The sequence below is a fragment of the Rhizobium vallis genome (genome assembly GCF_003985155.1).
Classification (GTDB): domain Bacteria; phylum Pseudomonadota; class Alphaproteobacteria; order Rhizobiales; family Rhizobiaceae; genus Rhizobium; species Rhizobium vallis.
Window position 1 is genome coordinate 573,691 of record NZ_ML133686.1, and the last position, 15,750, is coordinate 589,440.

The 15,750-nt window shown below is 60.7% G+C and carries 18 protein-coding genes; 9 read left to right on the plus strand and 9 right to left on the minus strand.

Going from position 1 to position 15,750, the window contains the following annotated elements; all coding sequences use genetic code 11:
* The first annotated feature begins 49 nt into the window (after nucleotides 1–49).
* The 6 genes from EFQ99_RS02765 to ligD all read left to right on the plus strand — a co-directional run bounded on the left by EFQ99_RS02765 (nucleotide 50) and on the right by ligD (nucleotide 7,179).
* Entirely contained in the window at nucleotides 50–532 is a 483-nt protein-coding gene (locus tag EFQ99_RS02765; RefSeq protein WP_126919123.1) for a GNAT family N-acetyltransferase, read from the plus strand.
* Nucleotides 533–664: 132 nt separating this feature from the next.
* Entirely contained in the window at nucleotides 665–1,879 is a 1,215-nt protein-coding gene (locus EFQ99_RS02770) for an MFS transporter (RefSeq protein ID WP_126919124.1), read from the plus strand.
* Between the two features lie 349 nt (nucleotides 1,880–2,228).
* Nucleotides 2,229–3,023: an SDR family NAD(P)-dependent oxidoreductase gene (locus EFQ99_RS02780; protein ID WP_126919125.1), complete on the plus strand. Its 795-nt coding sequence runs from the start codon at nucleotides 2,229–2,231 to the stop codon at nucleotides 3,021–3,023.
* A 102-nt stretch (nucleotides 3,024–3,125) separates the two neighbouring features.
* Nucleotides 3,126–5,282, plus strand: coding sequence for a glycogen debranching protein GlgX (gene glgX, locus EFQ99_RS02785; protein ID WP_126919126.1), 2,157 nt, complete (start codon nucleotides 3,126–3,128; stop codon nucleotides 5,280–5,282).
* 14 nt (nucleotides 5,283–5,296) lie between these two features.
* Nucleotides 5,297–6,304: a DNA topoisomerase IB gene (locus EFQ99_RS02790; RefSeq protein ID WP_126919127.1), complete on the plus strand. Its 1,008-nt coding sequence runs from the start codon at nucleotides 5,297–5,299 to the stop codon at nucleotides 6,302–6,304.
* The gene (ligD, locus tag EFQ99_RS02795; RefSeq protein WP_126919128.1) at nucleotides 6,301–7,179 is read left to right on the plus strand and encodes a non-homologous end-joining DNA ligase; all 879 of its coding nucleotides are present in this window, start codon (nucleotides 6,301–6,303) and stop codon (nucleotides 7,177–7,179) included. The genes EFQ99_RS02790 and ligD overlap by 4 nt, the downstream gene beginning before the upstream one ends.
* A gap of 2 nt (nucleotides 7,180–7,181) precedes the next feature.
* Here the strand turns inward: ligD and EFQ99_RS02800 are convergent, their stop codons facing one another.
* The 6 genes from EFQ99_RS02800 to EFQ99_RS02820 all read right to left on the minus strand — a co-directional run bounded on the left by EFQ99_RS02800 (nucleotide 7,182) and on the right by EFQ99_RS02820 (nucleotide 10,004).
* Complete coding sequence (locus EFQ99_RS02800; protein WP_126919129.1) at nucleotides 7,182–7,907, minus strand: glutathione S-transferase; 726 nt, start codon at nucleotides 7,905–7,907, stop codon at nucleotides 7,182–7,184.
* A gap of 6 nt (nucleotides 7,908–7,913) precedes the next feature.
* Nucleotides 7,914–8,204, minus strand: a complete 291-nt coding sequence (locus EFQ99_RS02805; protein ID WP_126919582.1) for a DUF3175 domain-containing protein — start codon at nucleotides 8,202–8,204, stop codon at nucleotides 7,914–7,916.
* Nucleotides 8,205–8,441: 237 nt separating this feature from the next.
* Nucleotides 8,442–8,615 (minus strand): hypothetical protein, encoded by a 174-nt coding sequence (locus EFQ99_RS34890; RefSeq protein WP_164736328.1) that lies wholly within the window; start codon nucleotides 8,613–8,615, stop codon nucleotides 8,442–8,444.
* 9 nt (nucleotides 8,616–8,624) lie between these two features.
* On the minus strand, nucleotides 8,625–8,825 hold the full coding sequence (locus EFQ99_RS02810; protein WP_126919130.1) for a hypothetical protein: 201 nt from the start codon (nucleotides 8,823–8,825) through the stop codon (nucleotides 8,625–8,627).
* 137 nt (nucleotides 8,826–8,962) lie between these two features.
* The gene (locus EFQ99_RS02815; RefSeq protein WP_126919131.1) at nucleotides 8,963–9,220 is read right to left on the minus strand and encodes a DUF2934 domain-containing protein; all 258 of its coding nucleotides are present in this window, start codon (nucleotides 9,218–9,220) and stop codon (nucleotides 8,963–8,965) included.
* Nucleotides 9,221–9,362: 142 nt separating this feature from the next.
* A complete protein-coding gene (locus tag EFQ99_RS02820) occupies nucleotides 9,363–10,004 on the minus strand; it encodes a UdgX family uracil-DNA binding protein (protein WP_126919132.1) in 642 nt (213 codons plus the stop codon).
* 159 nt (nucleotides 10,005–10,163) lie between these two features.
* Here EFQ99_RS02820 and EFQ99_RS02825 point away from each other — a divergent pair, with 159 nt between their 5' ends.
* Together EFQ99_RS02825 and EFQ99_RS02830 are read left to right on the plus strand one after the other, a co-directional pair.
* Nucleotides 10,164–11,627 carry a phospholipase D-like domain-containing protein gene (locus EFQ99_RS02825; RefSeq protein WP_126919583.1) on the plus strand — a complete coding sequence of 488 codons (1,464 nt, stop codon included), beginning with the start codon at nucleotides 10,164–10,166 and terminating at the stop codon, nucleotides 11,625–11,627.
* Nucleotides 11,628–11,721: 94 nt separating this feature from the next.
* Nucleotides 11,722–12,537, plus strand: a complete 816-nt coding sequence (locus tag EFQ99_RS02830; RefSeq protein ID WP_126919133.1) for an endonuclease/exonuclease/phosphatase family protein — start codon at nucleotides 11,722–11,724, stop codon at nucleotides 12,535–12,537.
* A gap of 52 nt (nucleotides 12,538–12,589) precedes the next feature.
* Here the strand turns inward: EFQ99_RS02830 and EFQ99_RS02835 are convergent, their stop codons facing one another.
* Nucleotides 12,590–13,162 carry a hypothetical protein gene (locus tag EFQ99_RS02835; protein WP_126919134.1) on the minus strand — a complete coding sequence of 191 codons (573 nt, stop codon included), beginning with the start codon at nucleotides 13,160–13,162 and terminating at the stop codon, nucleotides 12,590–12,592.
* A 313-nt stretch (nucleotides 13,163–13,475) separates the two neighbouring features.
* Between EFQ99_RS02835 and EFQ99_RS02840 the strand changes: the two genes are divergently transcribed.
* Nucleotides 13,476–14,366 carry a LysR substrate-binding domain-containing protein gene (locus EFQ99_RS02840; RefSeq protein ID WP_126919135.1) on the plus strand — a complete coding sequence of 297 codons (891 nt, stop codon included), beginning with the start codon at nucleotides 13,476–13,478 and terminating at the stop codon, nucleotides 14,364–14,366.
* Between the two features lie 5 nt (nucleotides 14,367–14,371).
* On the opposite strand, the gene EFQ99_RS02845 is transcribed toward EFQ99_RS02840, so the two are convergent.
* Together EFQ99_RS02845 and EFQ99_RS02850 are read right to left on the minus strand one after the other, a co-directional pair.
* Nucleotides 14,372–14,659: a putative quinol monooxygenase gene (locus EFQ99_RS02845; protein WP_126919136.1), complete on the minus strand. Its 288-nt coding sequence runs from the start codon at nucleotides 14,657–14,659 to the stop codon at nucleotides 14,372–14,374.
* A gap of 113 nt (nucleotides 14,660–14,772) precedes the next feature.
* The gene (locus tag EFQ99_RS02850) at nucleotides 14,773–15,729 is read right to left on the minus strand and encodes an AraC family transcriptional regulator (protein ID WP_126919137.1); all 957 of its coding nucleotides are present in this window, start codon (nucleotides 15,727–15,729) and stop codon (nucleotides 14,773–14,775) included.
* Between the last annotated feature and the right edge of the window lie 21 nt (nucleotides 15,730–15,750).

Here is a 15,750-nt window from a genome sequence, read left to right on the forward strand (position 1 = left end):
AGTCGATCAGTCCGTTGCGCGCCATGCCAGGCTTCTGTAGAAATCGGGCATGCTGATCCGCCCCGCAGATAAGAACGATCAAGACGCTATCTGGAGGATCATCGGTCCGACGATCCGCGCCGGCGAGACTTATGCGCTCGATCGCGATCTCTCGGAAGCCGATGCGCTGGCCTATTGGATGGGAGCGGACCGCGAGACCTTCGTCGCGGAAGAGGGTGGCGTGATCCTCGGCACTTATTACATCAAGGCCAATCAGGCGGGTGGCGGAAGGCATGTCTGCAATTGCGGCTACATGACCGATGTTGCCGCGGCCGGCCGCGGCGTCGCTCGCCGGATGCATGAACATTCCCTGGATCATGCCCGCGTGAGGGGCTTTCGGGCGATGCAGTTCAATTTCGTCGTCAGCAGCAATCAGCGCGCCGTCCAGCTATGGCAATCCCTCGGCTTCGATATCGTCGGCCGCCTTCCCGGCGCTTTCCTTCATCCCACGGAAGGTTATGTTGATGCGTTGGTGATGTTCCGTAATCTCTAGGCTATGCGGCGGATAAAAAAGATGCGGGGGCGCTGTCGAAATCGCAGCGGCTCGATCGTCTTTAGATCGCGGGCGTGGCGGGAAGAGCTGCAGGCGCCGCGATCACTCTGTCGGCATGGAGGTTGTGAAGCCATGAGTGTTTCCTATCGATGGGTCATCGTCGCCGTGGGCGCTTTGATGTCGTGCGTTGCCATCGGCGCGATGTTCTCGCTGGCGATTTTCCAAGAGCCTGTCGCAACGGCGACGGGTTGGTCGCATGTCGGGATTGCGAGCGCGATGACGCTCAATTTCATCGTCATGGGCTTCGGCGGGTTTCTCTGGGGCGCGGCAAGCGATCGCTTCGGCCCGCGCATCGTCGTGCTCATCGGAGCGGTGCTGCTCGGGCTGGCGCTGGTCCTGGCGAGCCGTGCCGAGACGCTCACGCAGTTCCAACTGACCTACGGCATCCTCGTCGGACTGGCTGCCAGTACGTTTTTCGCGCCGATGATCGCGACGACGATCGCTTGGTTCGATGAAAATCGCGGGCTTGCCGTGTCGCTCGTCTCCGCCGGTATGGGCGTTGCACCGATGACTATCTCGCCTATCGCGCGCTGGCTGATCTCGGCCTATGAATGGCGGCCCGCCATGCTGATCATCGGCGTTGCCGTCTGGGTGCTGCTGGTGCCGGTCGCCCTGCTGGTCAGGCGTCCGCCTGTCGAGGCCGCTGACACAGGAACCGAATTCGCAGTCGATGGCGCCCGGCCGCAACTGTCGAAAGTCTTCCGATCGCCGCAATTCATCGTGCTCGGGCTGACCTTCTTTGCCTGTTGTGCGGCGCATTCCGGGCCGATCTTCCATATGGTGAGCTATGCGACCATCTGTGGCGTGGCACCGATGGCGGCCGTCAGTATCTACAGCGTCGAAGGCCTCGCCGGTCTGGGTGGCCGGCTGGTTTATGGCAGTCTTGCCGACAGGATCGGGGTGAAACCTGTGCTGGTCGCTGGCCTGCTGGTGCAGGCGGCCGCGCTCGCCACCTATCTCTTCGTCAGCCGGCTCGGCGAATTCTATGCGCTCGCCATTGTCTTCGGCAGCGCCTATGGCGGGGTGATGCCGCTCTATGCCGTGCTGGCGCGGGAATATTTCGGGCCGCGCATCCTCGGCACCGTCCTCGGCGCGGCAACGATGCTCTCCAGCCTCGGCATGGCGTTCGGGCCTCTCATCGGCGGCTGGATATTCGACACTTTCGCCAATTATTCCTGGCTGTTCATCGGTTCGGCGATGGTTGGGCTCGGGGCGGCAGCGATTGCGCTTGCATTCCCGCCTCTCGCCCGAGAAAAACCGCAGCCGCTCTTGGGCGTGGCTCAGTGACGAGATTCTCCAATCAGGATCTATTAGGCCAGCCTCAAGAAAGACCCCTCCCCAACCCCTCCCCACAAGGGGGAGGGACTAAGCTGGCGCATTGTATAGTGCCAAGCAGCAACCTTTTTTGCAGATGAAACAGTGAAGTGGAACATGTGGGGTGCGGCACTCAAGCCCCTCCCCCTTGTGGGGAGGGGTTGGGGAGGGGTCTTGGGTGGTCCGACCAGGACAGCCGTGGCGCTCCCCAAAGAGGCAATCTCGCCTTTTCGTGCATTGCCCTTCGTTGATTTCCCCTGATAGACTTCTCCTATTCGTTTCATCACCTATGTCTTTGCTTTTTCGGGAGGCAATCGTCGCCATGGTAGAACTTGCGCAATCGCTCGCAGCCATCAAGCTGCCGGACCTGTCCGGCAAGGCGGTGCTGATCACCGGCGCCTCGACCGGGATCGGTGCGGCACTCGCCCGCGCCTTTGCGGCTCAAGGGGCCAAGGTCGGCGTGCATTACAATGCCAGCCGCGAACCGGCGGAAAAGCTTGCCGAGGAGATCCGGGCGGCCGGCGGCACCGTGCATCTGATCCAGGGCGACGTCTCGAGGGAAGGCGAGACCGAGCGCGTCGTCGAGGAGACGGCGAAAACCTTCGGCCATCTCGACGGACTGATCAACAATGCCGGCGGCATGCTCGGGCGCAAGCCGACTTCGGAATATACCGACGCGCATTATGCCGCGGTCATGGACCTCAATGCCCGCTCGGTGCTGGCGGCAACGCGTGCGGCGCATCCGTGGCTGAAGAAGCAGGGCGGTTTCATCATCAACACCACCTCGATCGCGGCCCGCAATGGCGGCGGCAATGGCGCGATGCTCTATGCGGCGTCCAAAGGCTTCGTCTCGACGATCACGCGCGGTCATGCCAAGGAATTCGTCGCCGACAGGATCCGCGTCAACGCGGTGGCGCCCGGCGTCATCGCCACGCCCTTCCATGAGCGTTATACCAATGACGAGCAGATGGAGCTGCAGCGCAAGTCGATCCCGATGGGCTTCGTCGGCACATCCGAGGATTGTGTTGGGGCCTATCTCTTCCTCGCCTCGCCGACGCTGTCGGGCTATATCACCGGCCAGATCATCGAGGTGAATGGCGGCCAACTGATGCCGTAAAAGCATCCACCGGCGAGCACCATCTTTCGCTTTCCCTTTAATCAGGGAACTTTCGAACCACCCTGACGTTTCCCGCATGGTCTTTTCAGCAAGCGGGGCATCATGAGCTTTTCATTTTCGGAACTCGACTTCCTCAAGCCGGAGCTAGGAGCGGAGTATACGGGTTCCGGCACCCATTTCGCGGTATTCTCGGCGCACGCGGAACAGATGGAGCTTTGCCTCTTCTCACCTGACGGAAAGGATGAAATCGCCCGATTGCCGCTGCCGAAGCGCGAAGGCGATATTTGGTCCGGCTATATCGCCGGCATCGGACCGGGCACCGTCTATGGCTATCGCGCCCATGGTCCCTATGATCCCAACGCCGGTCACCGCTTCAATCCGAACAAGCTCCTGCTCGACCCCTATGCCAAGCAGGTGACGGGCGACCTGAAATGGAATGACGCGCTGTTCGGTTACCAGATCGGCGAGGACGATCTTTCCTTCGACGATCGCGACAGCGCGCCCTTCATGGTCAAGGGCGTCGTCCAGGATCCGGACTTCGACTGGGCAGGTGAAGAGGCGATCCGCCGCCCCTGGCCCGACACCATCATCTATGAGGCACATGTACGCGGCCTGACGATGACGCATCCGAAGGTGCCCGACCGGCTGCGCGGCACCTTTCTCGGCATGTGCAGCGATCCGATCATCGATCACCTCGTCAAGCTCGGCGTCTCGGCGATCGAGCTTCTGCCGATCCAATATTTCCTCGACGACCGTTATCTCCTGGAAAAGAACCTGCGCAATTATTGGGGCTACCAGACGCTCGGCTTCTTCGCGCCGCAGTCGCGCTACATGTCCGGTGACAAGATCACCGAAATCAAGACCATGGTGAAGAAGTTCCATGCCGCCGGCATCGAAGTCATCATGGACGTCGTCTACAATCACACCGCCGAAGGCAGCGAGAAGGGACCGACGTTGTCCTTCCGCGGGCTCGACAATGCCAGCTATTACATCCTCTCTCCTGATGATCCGCGCCACACCTTCGATACGACGGGAACCGGCAATACGCTGAATGTCGCCCATCCGATGGTGATGCGCATGGTGCTCGACAGCCTGCGTTACTGGGTGGGCGTCATGCATATCGACGGCTTCCGCTTCGATCTCGCCAGCACGCTTGGGCGGCAGGATCTGGAGTTCGACCGGCAGGGCGGTTTCTTCGGCGCGATCCGCCAGGATCCAATCCTGTCAGGCGTCAAGTTGATCGCCGAACCCTGGGATATCGGCGAGGGCGGCTATCAGGTCGGCGGCTTCCCGCATCCCTTCCGCGAGTGGAACGACAAGTTCCGCGACGACGTGCGCCGTTTCTGGAAGGGCGATGGCGGCATGGTGTCGGAGGTGGCGGCTCGCGTCACCGGCTCGGCGCCGCAGTTCAACCATTCCGACCGAGGGGCGACCTCCTCGATCAATCTTCTGTCGGCCCATGATGGCTTTACGCTGACGGATACGGTCTCCTTCGACGGCAAGCACAACGAGGCGAACGGTGAGGATGGCAGAGATGGCCATTCGGACAATCATTCCGACAATATGGGCGCCGAGGGCGCAACCGATAATGCCGATATCAACGCAGCGCGTGCGCGGCGCCGACGCAATATGATTGCGACGCTGATGCTTTCCCAGGGCGTGCCGATGATCCTTGCCGGCGACGAGCTCGGCAATAGCCAGGGCGGCAACAACAACGCCTATTGTCAGGACAATGAGATCGGCTGGACGGGCTGGGATGGGCTCGACGATCCCTTCCTTGATTTCTGCCGGCAGGCCGTCGCCTTCCGCAAGGCGCATCCGGTTCTGAGGCAGGAGCGGTTCCTGACCGGGGAGGTCAGTGAGGAGGGGCGCATCGAGATCGCCTGGTACAAGCCGGACGGCAGTTTCATGGACGACGGCGCCTGGAACGACGATGGATTGCAGGTGGTCGGGGTTTATGTCTCGAGGAGTGTGCATGCCCCGGACACCGAGACGATGGACGACCTCTTCCTCGTCTTCAATGCCGGCGGCGACTGCGAGATTCACCTGCCTGTCGTGAACGGGCTGGAGGAGTGGTCGAGGGTTCTCGACACCGGAACGGAGACGGATGCCTTCGAGGTGCACGATCCCGACAACCCGGTCATCGTCTATGCCCAGAGCGTGGCGGTCTTTGCGCCGAAGGGACAGACCGAGCCGCCGAAGGACGCGACAAAGGCCGAGCGCCGCCGCTGGTTCCAGTTCGGTCGCAGGAGCAGGTAGCAGGCGCAGAGAAGATGAATGCCGAAGCCATCACCGAACTTGGTCTTGTCTATGTCAGCGACACCGAACCTGGCATCCGCAGGCGCAGGAAAGGCAAGGGCTTCAGCTATGTGATGCCGGATGGAACGACGCTTGCCGACGGATTGCAACGGGCGCGTATCGGCGCACTCGGCCTGCCGCCGGCCTATGAGAACGTCTGGATCTGTCTTTATGAGAATGGCCATCTGCAGGCGACGGGTTTCGATGCGCGCGGACGCAAGCAATACCGCTACCACAAGGACTGGCAATCCTTCCGAAGTGCCGGAAAATTCCATCAGCTGATCGAATTCGGCCGGTCGTTGCCGAAGATACGGCGCACAGTGCTGCGCCATCTCGATACCGGCACCGAGGATGTTAACGGCGTGTTGGCGGCTTTGACGACGCTGCTCGACGAGGCGCACTTGCGTGTCGGCAACCAGGCCTATGTCAGGGAAAACGGCACCTATGGCGCCACTACGCTGCTGAAGCGCCACTTGAAGATCGTCGATGGGCAGATCGAACTCAAATTCCGGGCCAAGGGCGGCAAGCGTGTCCAGCGCAGCCTCAGGCATCCCAGATTGCAGAAGATCCTGGAGGAGATCGCGGATCTGCCCGGCCGCCAGCTTTTCGTCTGGAAGGACGAAAGCGGGGCGCTGAAGCCGGTCGATTCCGGCCGGCTGAATGCCTATCTCGCCGAAATATCCGGCATTCCCATTTCGGCGAAGACCTTCCGCACCTGGGCCGGATCGCTGGCGGCCTTCGGGACAGCGCGCGAAAAGATTATCAGTGGCAGCCGGCCGACGGTGAAGCAGATGTCGGAGGCCGCAGCGGAGGCGCTGCACAATACGCCGGCGATTTCGCGCTCGAGTTATATCCATCCCGCAATCATCGCGCTTGCCGGCAACGATCATCCGCTGCCGGAGGACTGCAGCGAACCATTGCGCGGCTTGCGCGCCGAGGAAAACAGGTTACTTGATTTCCTCACACGCGAGATCGAAGAATGAGCCAGAGCAATCCGCTGAAATCGGACGTATCGCTAACCCATCCCGACCGGCTCTACTGGCCGGACGAGGGCGTGACCAAACAGGGGCTGGCGGATTATTACGCCGAGGTCTGGCGCTTCATGGCCCCCTATGTCGTCAGCCGGCCGTTGGCGCTGCTGCGCCTGCCGGACGGGATTAAAAGCCATCAGCGGTTTTTCCAGAAACACGCATGGAAGGGCATGAATCCCCATATCGAGGAGATCGCCGATCCACAGGATGCGGACGGTGAAAAGCTGCTGCGCATCGCCGATTTCGACGGCCTCGTGGCGCTGGTGCAGTCGGCCGTACTGGAAATCCATCCCTGGGGTACGACCACCGATCATTGGGAAAGACCCGATATGATCACCATGGACCTTGATCCCGGCGAAGACGTCGCCTGGAGCGCGGTGATCGCAGCCGCCTTTGAAGTAAAGACGCGGCTGGAGGCGCGCGGCCTTGCGGCCTTCGTCAAGACGTCGGGTGGCAAGGGGCTGCATGTGGTGACGCCGCTTGCGCCGAAGGCCGGTTGGGCTGAGGTGAAGGATTTCGCCCACGGGTTTGCCGAAAGCATGTCGGCCGACGCGCCACAGAAGTATCTGGCAACGGCCACGAAAGCAAAACGCGGCGGGCATATCTATATCGATTATCTCCGCAACGGCCGCGGTAACACGGCAGTCGCGCCCTATTCGACGCGGGCGCGCGCTGGCGCCCCGGTTTCGATGCCGCTGGATTGGCAGGAATTGCGGGAGTTGGCCGGTCCGGCCGCCTTCACGCTCGCCAATGTGGCGCAGCGTCTGGAGAGCCGGGCAAGGGATCCCTGGAGCGATTTCTTCGATGCGGCCGTGCCGCTGCAATGAATTTATTCCGCACTATCGAGTTCGGGATAATGCCTGAAAATCCCTTCCTCATTGAAGGCGAGGCGGCGTGGCGAGGCGAGATAGCGGGCAATGTTTGGACGCTTCGTCACTGCATCACGCAGGGCTAGGAGGCCGGGATATTCCGCCTTGCAGTTCGCCATGGCTTTGGGGAAGGCATAGGTCAGGCCCTCGATCACCTGGAAGAGCGAGAGATCGACATAGGTGAGAGCATTCCCGACCATATGATCGGGACCTTCAGGATTCTGCCGCAGCACACGCTCGAAATAACCGAGGAATTTCGGAATGCGTTCGCGGATGAAAGCGGCTGAGCGGGCTTTCGCCTCCTCTTTCTGATCCTCGTAATAGAGCGACGTGTCGATCGGGTGGTGCGTGTCGTGCACTTCGGCGACGAAATCGGTGACGGTGAGCTGCAGGCCGTTGACGACATAACGAAGGCCCTCATCATCAGGTGCCAGACCGAGCTTCGGCCCGAGATAAAATAGGATGTTGGCAACGTGCGGGATGATGAGGTCGCCGTCCTTCAGGAAGGGCGGCGCAAAGGGAACATGCGGCTCGCTTTCGCTTTCCATGACGGCGAACATGGCGCCGGTTCCCCGCCCGGGCTGGCGGGTGATGTCGATATAGTCAGCGCCGGCTTCTTCCAGCGCCAGCCGGACGAATTCGCCGCGGCCCTGAATGCCGTCCCAGTAATACAGCTCGTATGCCATCTGCACCTAACCCTTCGGTTCCCGACCAAAGTCTTTTCGCAGTTCGTCCTTGGCTTTTTCAAGGGTGCCTCGCCGCTTTTTGGTCAACTGGTCGCCGGCGCGGTTGATGTAGAAGGTGAGCATCGACATCGCGGCACGAAAGGGGCTCGATTTGCGGCGATGACTTTCGTCGGCGGAATGCTTGACGGAGCGGGCAATCTTCTTCGGATCGTCCGATTTGAACACGCCTTCCTTCAGGTCCATCGCGTCGCTGTGTTCAGTAACGTCCTGCGACCACTTCTTCTTCGATTTGGCCATGTCGAAAATCCCTTCCCGGATGCGGCCGGCGGTTGTCACCGCCGCGTCCTTTGTTTTGCAAAGAGATCGAACCGGTAAGGAGGCCAAAAGTTCCGGCCATTTGGTCGTCGATCGCAAAGGTGGGGATTCGGAGAAGGGCGGCGAGAGCAGCGCAAAACACATCGTCAAAGCCGACGGAAACGGCGCGAGCGGCATGAACGCCCAGATATCGCCGGTCTGCGGGCGCGCCCGTGAACGCTATTTTCGATAGAGTTTTTGCGATGCAGCGAAGGCGCGGCTGATGTCGAAGGAGGGCAGTTGCAGCGGCGCGCGCGGATCGCGGAAAACCAGGCCGACGAGATTGTCGATGACAAGGATGAACCCGAGTGCGAGGCCGAGGTAGAGCAGGGCAGCGATGAGCAGGAGCGACATCTCCATCCCTCACACGATCCCGGCCGGAATGCGGCCGCTGGCTTTAAAGCGCGGAAGGAAATGGAGATCGATATGGCCGTCGTCCATGGCAACTTTCCCTGTTTCGCCATAAACAATCGGTGCATCTTCTTGTTCCCGGAACAGGCTGTGTTCTCGGGACTGTCGCGTGGGCGCAGATTTTTGGGGAAGCCTCAAAGCTTGCAGTATCATTCGGCCTGTGTTCACCCCCGCATAAAAAGCCGCCCTCACAATTTAATAAAGCACAACTAATTCAGGCATATGACAAGCAAGGTCGAAGAGCGCCGCGGGGCGCCCTTTTTTAGTCGACCTGCTTGATATTCCTGTGCTTAGGACGCCGTCTTGCGGCTCGCGGTCCGCTTTGGCGCCGGTTTAACGACACCGTTCGTCGTCTTGCTGCCCGTCACGGTGCGTTTTGCCTTGGCCTTGACTTCCTTGCCATTGGACGTCGCAGCCGAACCCTCGAGCGTGTCGCGCTCGTGTCGTGCCTGTTCCCAATGGATGGAATCTCGCCCTGTCGGGTAACCCTCTTCTTCCCAGAGGGCGTATGCACGTTTTTTGATCCACTCATCCCGAGTTTCTGTCATCGCTGATCTCCAGTCACATGATGCCGTCGTTCGAACGCGATACTGGTTAGATGGTTCCAGAGGAGCGGAGCTCTTTCAAGCGAAATCGCCCCACAACCGCAAATATTTCGCATTGCAGCATATCAAGGTTGAGAATCGCCGTTCATTCGGGCCGAAACTCCGCTGCCTTGTGCAGATCTGAGACGAAATTTCGGTGCTGCCTATCCCGGTCGGCCTCATCGCGGATGCGCAGCAGATAGGACGGGTGGATGGTGACCAGAACAGGCGGACGGTTTGCCGGATAGAGGATGTGGCCGCGCTCCGGCGTCAACTTCACTTTCGGCCCGAGCAGCGCGTAAAGCGCGCTCGCGCCGAGCGCCACGATGAGTTTCGGCCGGAGGATATTGAGCTCGGCCCCAAGCCACCAGGCGCAACGCCTGATCTCGCCTGCGTTCGGCTTTGCGTGCAGCCGCCGTTTGCCGCGCGGGGTAAACTTGAAGTGCTTGACCACGTTAGTGACGTAACAGCGCTCACGATCGAGGCCGGCCTCCTCAAGGCAGCGATCGAGCAGGTTGCCCGCGGGACCGACGAAAGGCCTGCCGGTCAGATCTTCCCGGTCGCCCGGCTGCTCGCCGACGACGACGATCTCGACTTTACCGGGGCCTTCGCCGAAAACGATCTGCGTGGCGTTCCTGTAGAGATCACAGCGGGTGCAGCCTTCGGCCTGATGCCGGAGTTCGGCGATGCTTTCGGCGTTCGCGACTTCGGGTGCCAGGGCGGGACCGACGCTTGCGGCGATGTTCATGGTGCGATCCTTATCTCCTCGGTCAAATCGATCCGCACCGGGATTGTTCCCGCGTCGGCGTGGGCGCAGGCGGCAAATTGATCGTCTCTAAAAATTTCGCGTCAGGGGAGAACGGCAGCGCGATTGAACGCCGCCGTTTCGCGGTTATATTTGCCAGCGATGTTCTATCTCCTGTCGACCTATTGGCCGCATATCCTCTTTGTCGTTTCGATCGCCATGGGAGCCGCGGCGGCGATCCATGCCGCCATGACCAAGGAGGAAGTGCGCGCCGCAATCGGTTGGGTCGGCGTCATCATCCTGTCTCCCATCATCGGCGCGTTGCTCTATGCGATCGCCGGCATCAACCGCATTCGTCGGAAATCGCTGAGCATCCGCCGCGATGCGCTGCTGCCCGCGGCCGAGATCGACGAGTTGGAGACTTTCGACGCCGAGCCCGAGACGGTGATCAGCCAGTTCGGCCGCCGCTTTGCGGCGCTGCAGACACTCGGCGACCGGGTGACCCGCAATCCGCTGACTTCAGGCAACTCTATCGACATGCTGGAGACCGGCGACGAGGCCTATGCGGCGATGAAATCGATCATCGACGAGGCGTCGCGCAGCATCCTGCTCGAAACCTATATTTTCGACCGCGACGTCATCGGTCTTCGCATCGCCGATGCGCTGATTGCGGCGGCGCGGCGCGGCGTGGAGGTCCGGGTGCTGATCGACGCGGTAGGGGCGCGTTATTCTGTGCCGAGCATTCTCGGCCATCTCACGGAGGGCGGCGTCACCGTCGCCGTCTTTAACGGCAACGTCATCATGGGCCTGCGGCTGCCCTATGCCAACCTGCGCACCCACCGCAAGATTCTGATCGTCGACGGTAAAATTGCTCTGACCGGCGGGATGAACATCAGGGCAGGCTTCAGCGAGGAGGCGACGGGCGAGAGCTTTGCCCACGACACGCATTTCAGCGTCACCGGCCCCGTCGTCGCCGACCTCTTCGACCTTGCCGCCGAAGACTGGCGCTTCACCACGCAGGAACTGTTGAACGGCGAGGCCTGGCGCATCGAGCCGCCACAGCGCAGCCCCGGCGATCCCATTCTGATGCGCGTGGTCGCCTCCGGGCCGGACCGCAGTGTGGAGACCAACCACAAGATGCTGATGGGCGCCTTTTCGGTGGCGCGCCAGTCGATCCGCATCATGTCGCCCTATTTCCTGCCGGACCGCGAGCTCATCAGCGCCCTGGTGACGTCCGCGCGGCGCGGCGTCGAAGTCGATATCGTCGTGCCTGATGTCAACAACCTCATGCTGGTCGATAGAGCGATGACGGCGCAATTCGATCAGATTCTCAAGAATTATTGCCGCATCTGGCGCGCGACCGGCAGTTTCAGCCATTCGAAGCTGCTGACGATCGACGGCACATGGGCCTATGTCGGCTCCTCCAATCTCGACCCGCGCTCGCTCAGGCTGAATTTCGAGGTCGATCTCGAGGTGCTGAATGAGGGCTTCGCAGCCGAGATCGACGAGCATATCGAGGAAACCCTGAAATCGGCGACGCCGGTGACGCTGGAGGGCTTACGCGCGCGGCCGTTCCCGGTGCGGCTGCTCGAGAAGGTGCTGTGGCTCGGTTCCCCCTATCTCTGAGCGGATTTTTCGCGATCGGACGTGGCAAGTTGCGCCGCCTTGCCTATACTCCCGAGAGAAGCCTTTTTGATCAACGGAACAAGTGCGCCGTCCGATGCAGGCCAAGAAAGACAGTCTTCCCTCCAGTATTCTCGCCTCGATCAGGAACAGGAAAAAGCGACTCGATCCGGCCTATACGGAGTCGAGGCCGCACAGCGCCGGAACCCTGATCGCCTCCTACAATGTGCACAAATGTGTCGGCACCGATCGGCGCTTCGATCCGGAACGCACCAGCCGGGTGATCCACGAAATCGGCGCCGACGTGATTGCGCTGCAGGAGGCCGATACGCGCTTCGGCGAGCGCACGGGCATTCTCGATCTCGGTCGGCTTGAGCGGGAGACGGGGCTGATCCCGGTGCCGGTTGCGGGCATGGCGAAAGCGCACGGCTGGCACGGCAATGTCGTGCTGTTCAAGAAGGGGCTGGTGCACGACGTGCATCAGGTCAAGCTGCCGGGGCTGGAGCCGCGTGGGGCGCTTGTCGCCGAAATCGAACTCGAAGAGGGCGGGGTGCTGCGCATCATCGCCGCGCATTTCGGCCTGTTGCGCCATAACAGAGCCCAGCAGGCCCGGACCCTCGTCGAACTCATCAACGACAGGCACGAAATGCCGACCATCCTGCTCGGCGACCTCAACGAATGGCGGCTCGGCGACAGTTCGTCGCTCAACACTTTCCAATCCGCCTTCGGCCCGCTGCCACCCGCCGTCCCGAGTTTTCCCGCCGGCCTGCCGCTGCTCGCCCTCGACCGTATCATCGCCAATCGCAAGGGCATCATCTCGGAGGTGGCAGCGCACGACACGCCGCTGGCCCGCATCGCCTCGGACCACCTGCCGATCAAGGCGCTCGTCGATCTGAAGCCGGTAGCGGGTTAGAAAGCTGCCGATGGGTGCCATCCACCTGGGGTAATCGACCACCGCATATCTCTCACTTTGAGCGGAAAAAACCTGTGAGACGGCGAAACCGCTGTGCCCACAATTGCGGATCGACTGTTTCAGACGAGGAAGACGCGATCAGCCGGTCAAGGCGAGGCAGGAGAAATGCAGCCCAATCGTCGAGATCGCTTTTGCTGAAATAAGGCAGCCAGACGTCGGCGGGACCCTCCCACTGTCGTGGATTTGCTCGAGTGAGATCACCGAGCTTCACCGATACCATCTGGCCGTTATCTCCGACGACTTCAACCTCCGGGTCAGGATCGGGCCTCGGAAGGCGCGCGATGATGCGCTCCTCCAAGGCTTTGCCAACGGCTCGATCCGTCTCCTCCAGGCGATGAAGTATTCTTATGTCGCTGGCGGAGCCGGAGCCCTCAGTCATGTTGATCGTAAATTTGGCGCCCATGACGCTGTTGGAATATTGGGATACCTGCAGCCAAACAACCCTTCCACCACGGACAAAGCTACATTTGCCTGTTTGCGGTTCCCAGCCCAATTCCTGAAATCTCGGAGCCAGCAGTGAGCGCATATGTCGGTGAAAGTCTCGACTTTTCAAATAGTCGCGCATGTTTCACTGCCTATCCTAAGGGCTACACCGATCCCGGGAGCTTCTCATGGCATGCTTGAAGGCACAATGGACACCTGCACCGTCAGGCGTCTTTCAGCGCGAGTGCCTGGAGGTTGCGCGGTGACGGTTGATTTAGACCCCTGTCGAACGGGATGGCGTTCGCGGTTCGGTCGGCCGCGGCTGAAAGGTCACGAGCCTGATGACATCACGTAAGATCTCGAACATGGTATTTCTCCTTCGAGATCATCTGCTTCCTCTTGCCCTATGCGTTCAAACGAGCTTATCGTCGCTTTCGAATGACTTGAGGTTATGGATGAAGCGCGGACGCTTGCCACTGACGGCCTTGCGCACATTCGAGGTCGCCGGCCGTCTCGAAAACTTCACACTGGCTGCGCAGGAGCTGTTCATCTCGCAGGCGGCCGTCAGCCGTCAGATTCGCGAGCTGGAAGCGCTGCTGGACGAGGCGCTTTTCGAGCGCCGACATCGCAGCGTCCATCTCACCCCCTCCGGCGCCAAGCTGCTGGCCATCCTCACGCAATCCTTCGATCGGATCGATGTATGCCTGGAGGAGATCCGCGGCCGGCCGGCTGCTGCGGCGGTGACGATCAGCGCAGAACCATCCTTTGCGGCATGCTGGCTCGTTCCCCGCCTGCCGGAGTTTCATGCGCAGCATCCCGAGATCGATGTGACGATCGACTCCGATCCGCGGTTGGTCGAGTTCCGGAGCGGGCAGGCCGAGATCGCTATCCGCCACAGCGCCGTTGCGAACGCCTGGCCGAGGGTCGAGAGCAAGCATCTTGCCGATGTCAGGATGATAGCGGTCGCAACGCCTGCATTGCTCGAGACCGGGCCGGCCATCAAACGGCCGCAGGACATTCTGCGCCACACGCTGCTGCATGAGGAAAACCGGGACGTGTGGTCGCGCTGGTTCGAGGCGGCTGACGGCGCCATGCCGGAGACGGCGCGGGGCCCTGTTTATGCCGATGGTGGCCTGGTGATGCAGGCCGTTTTGCGCGGGCAGGGCATAGCGCTAATGGACGAGATATTCGCCGAGGAGGAGATCGAGACGGGTCGGCTGCTTCGCCTCTTCGATCTCGCCATTCCCCTCGGCGCTTACTGGCTGGTCGCGCGCAGTTTCGACCGGCTCACTCCGCCCGCCTCGCTGTTCGTTCGCTGGATCAGGTCCCGGATCGAGGCGGCTTGACGGCGCTACGCCTCCTGAAAATAGAAACTCACCGGCGGGCTCGCGAGGTGGGACATGACATGATCCCATCCGCCGTTCGCCACGATGGCCTCGACATGCGCTTGATATTCGACCCTCGACCCCCACGTCTCTATCAGCGAGACGGAGGTTGGCTCGTCGATGTTCTGAAGGATGCGAATATCCTCGCAGCCGGCGGTTCCCGGAAGCTCTGCCTTCACTGTCGCAAGAAGCTCCAGAAATGCTGTCAGCTTGTCCGGTTTTGCCTCGAAGGCGATGGTCAGTAATATGCTCATGTCGTTTCTCCAGTGGGTCTGTTTTCTGGAGCGGTTCTCTCAAACCTACGACGACGAAGCCATGCCGAGAACAGCGAAAGAGCTGCTCAATCCTGCGGAATGTATAGCCCGGATCATGACGTAACCGCGACGTGCTCTTTGAATGACTGCGCATAACATGTGGGGCTGAGGCCGAATTGTCGCCGGAAATCACGTGAGAAATGCGACGTGCTGGCATAACCCGTCTCTTCCGCAGCAACGCTCACCGGCAGGTCGCCTTCGAGCAGCAGGAGCCGAGCTTTTTCCAGCCGAATTCTCTTCAAATACTGAATGGGCGAGACACCGGTAATCTCACGAAAACGATGCGCGAAATGTGATCCACTCATCGCAACCGACTCGGCCATCGCCTGGACCGTTATTCCGGCATCGGCGTTTTCCTCGATGAAGCGGATGGCTCGCAAGACGCGCGTGTGTTCACGCGTGATGGAAGCTCGCAAAAGGCTGGCAGCATCCGAACGCAGCAGTCGGAATGCAATTTCCCGCAAGTATAAAGGTACGAGCATTCGCCGCTCCAGCGGATTATCGAGACATGTCAGCAACCTGCAGAGCGGCTCGGCGAAAGTGTCTTCGACCGGACCCACGAACACCGGTGGCGGTGATTCAAAGGTGCCGTCTCGAAGCCCTCCCAGATCGGCGAGTTCGAGCAGGATGGGACCAAGAATGCCGGGGGAAAGTTGCAGTTTCAGTGCGATGTAAGGGTCGTCCGGACTAGCATCGACGCTCGCCTGATAATGCGTACTTCCATGCATCAAAAGGTAGTTTTTCGGATCATTGACTTTGATATGATTGCCTATCCGGACGGTCTTTTGGCCGGACACCGCGACTGCGATGTTCATCATCGAGGAATAGCTGCGGACATAGGAAATGGACGAGTCCGTCCGGAAAACCCATATGTCGGGCGACGGGGTAACGATCTGCCCTGCGCATGTGGCGAGCGTACGCACTTGCTCCACGAGCTTGCCGAAAGACCCGGTCTCGAATTGCACAGGCTCGGGATTGGCAAATGATGACGAGAGAATTGTCTGCTCCATTGGTTCGTTGCGACGTTAAGA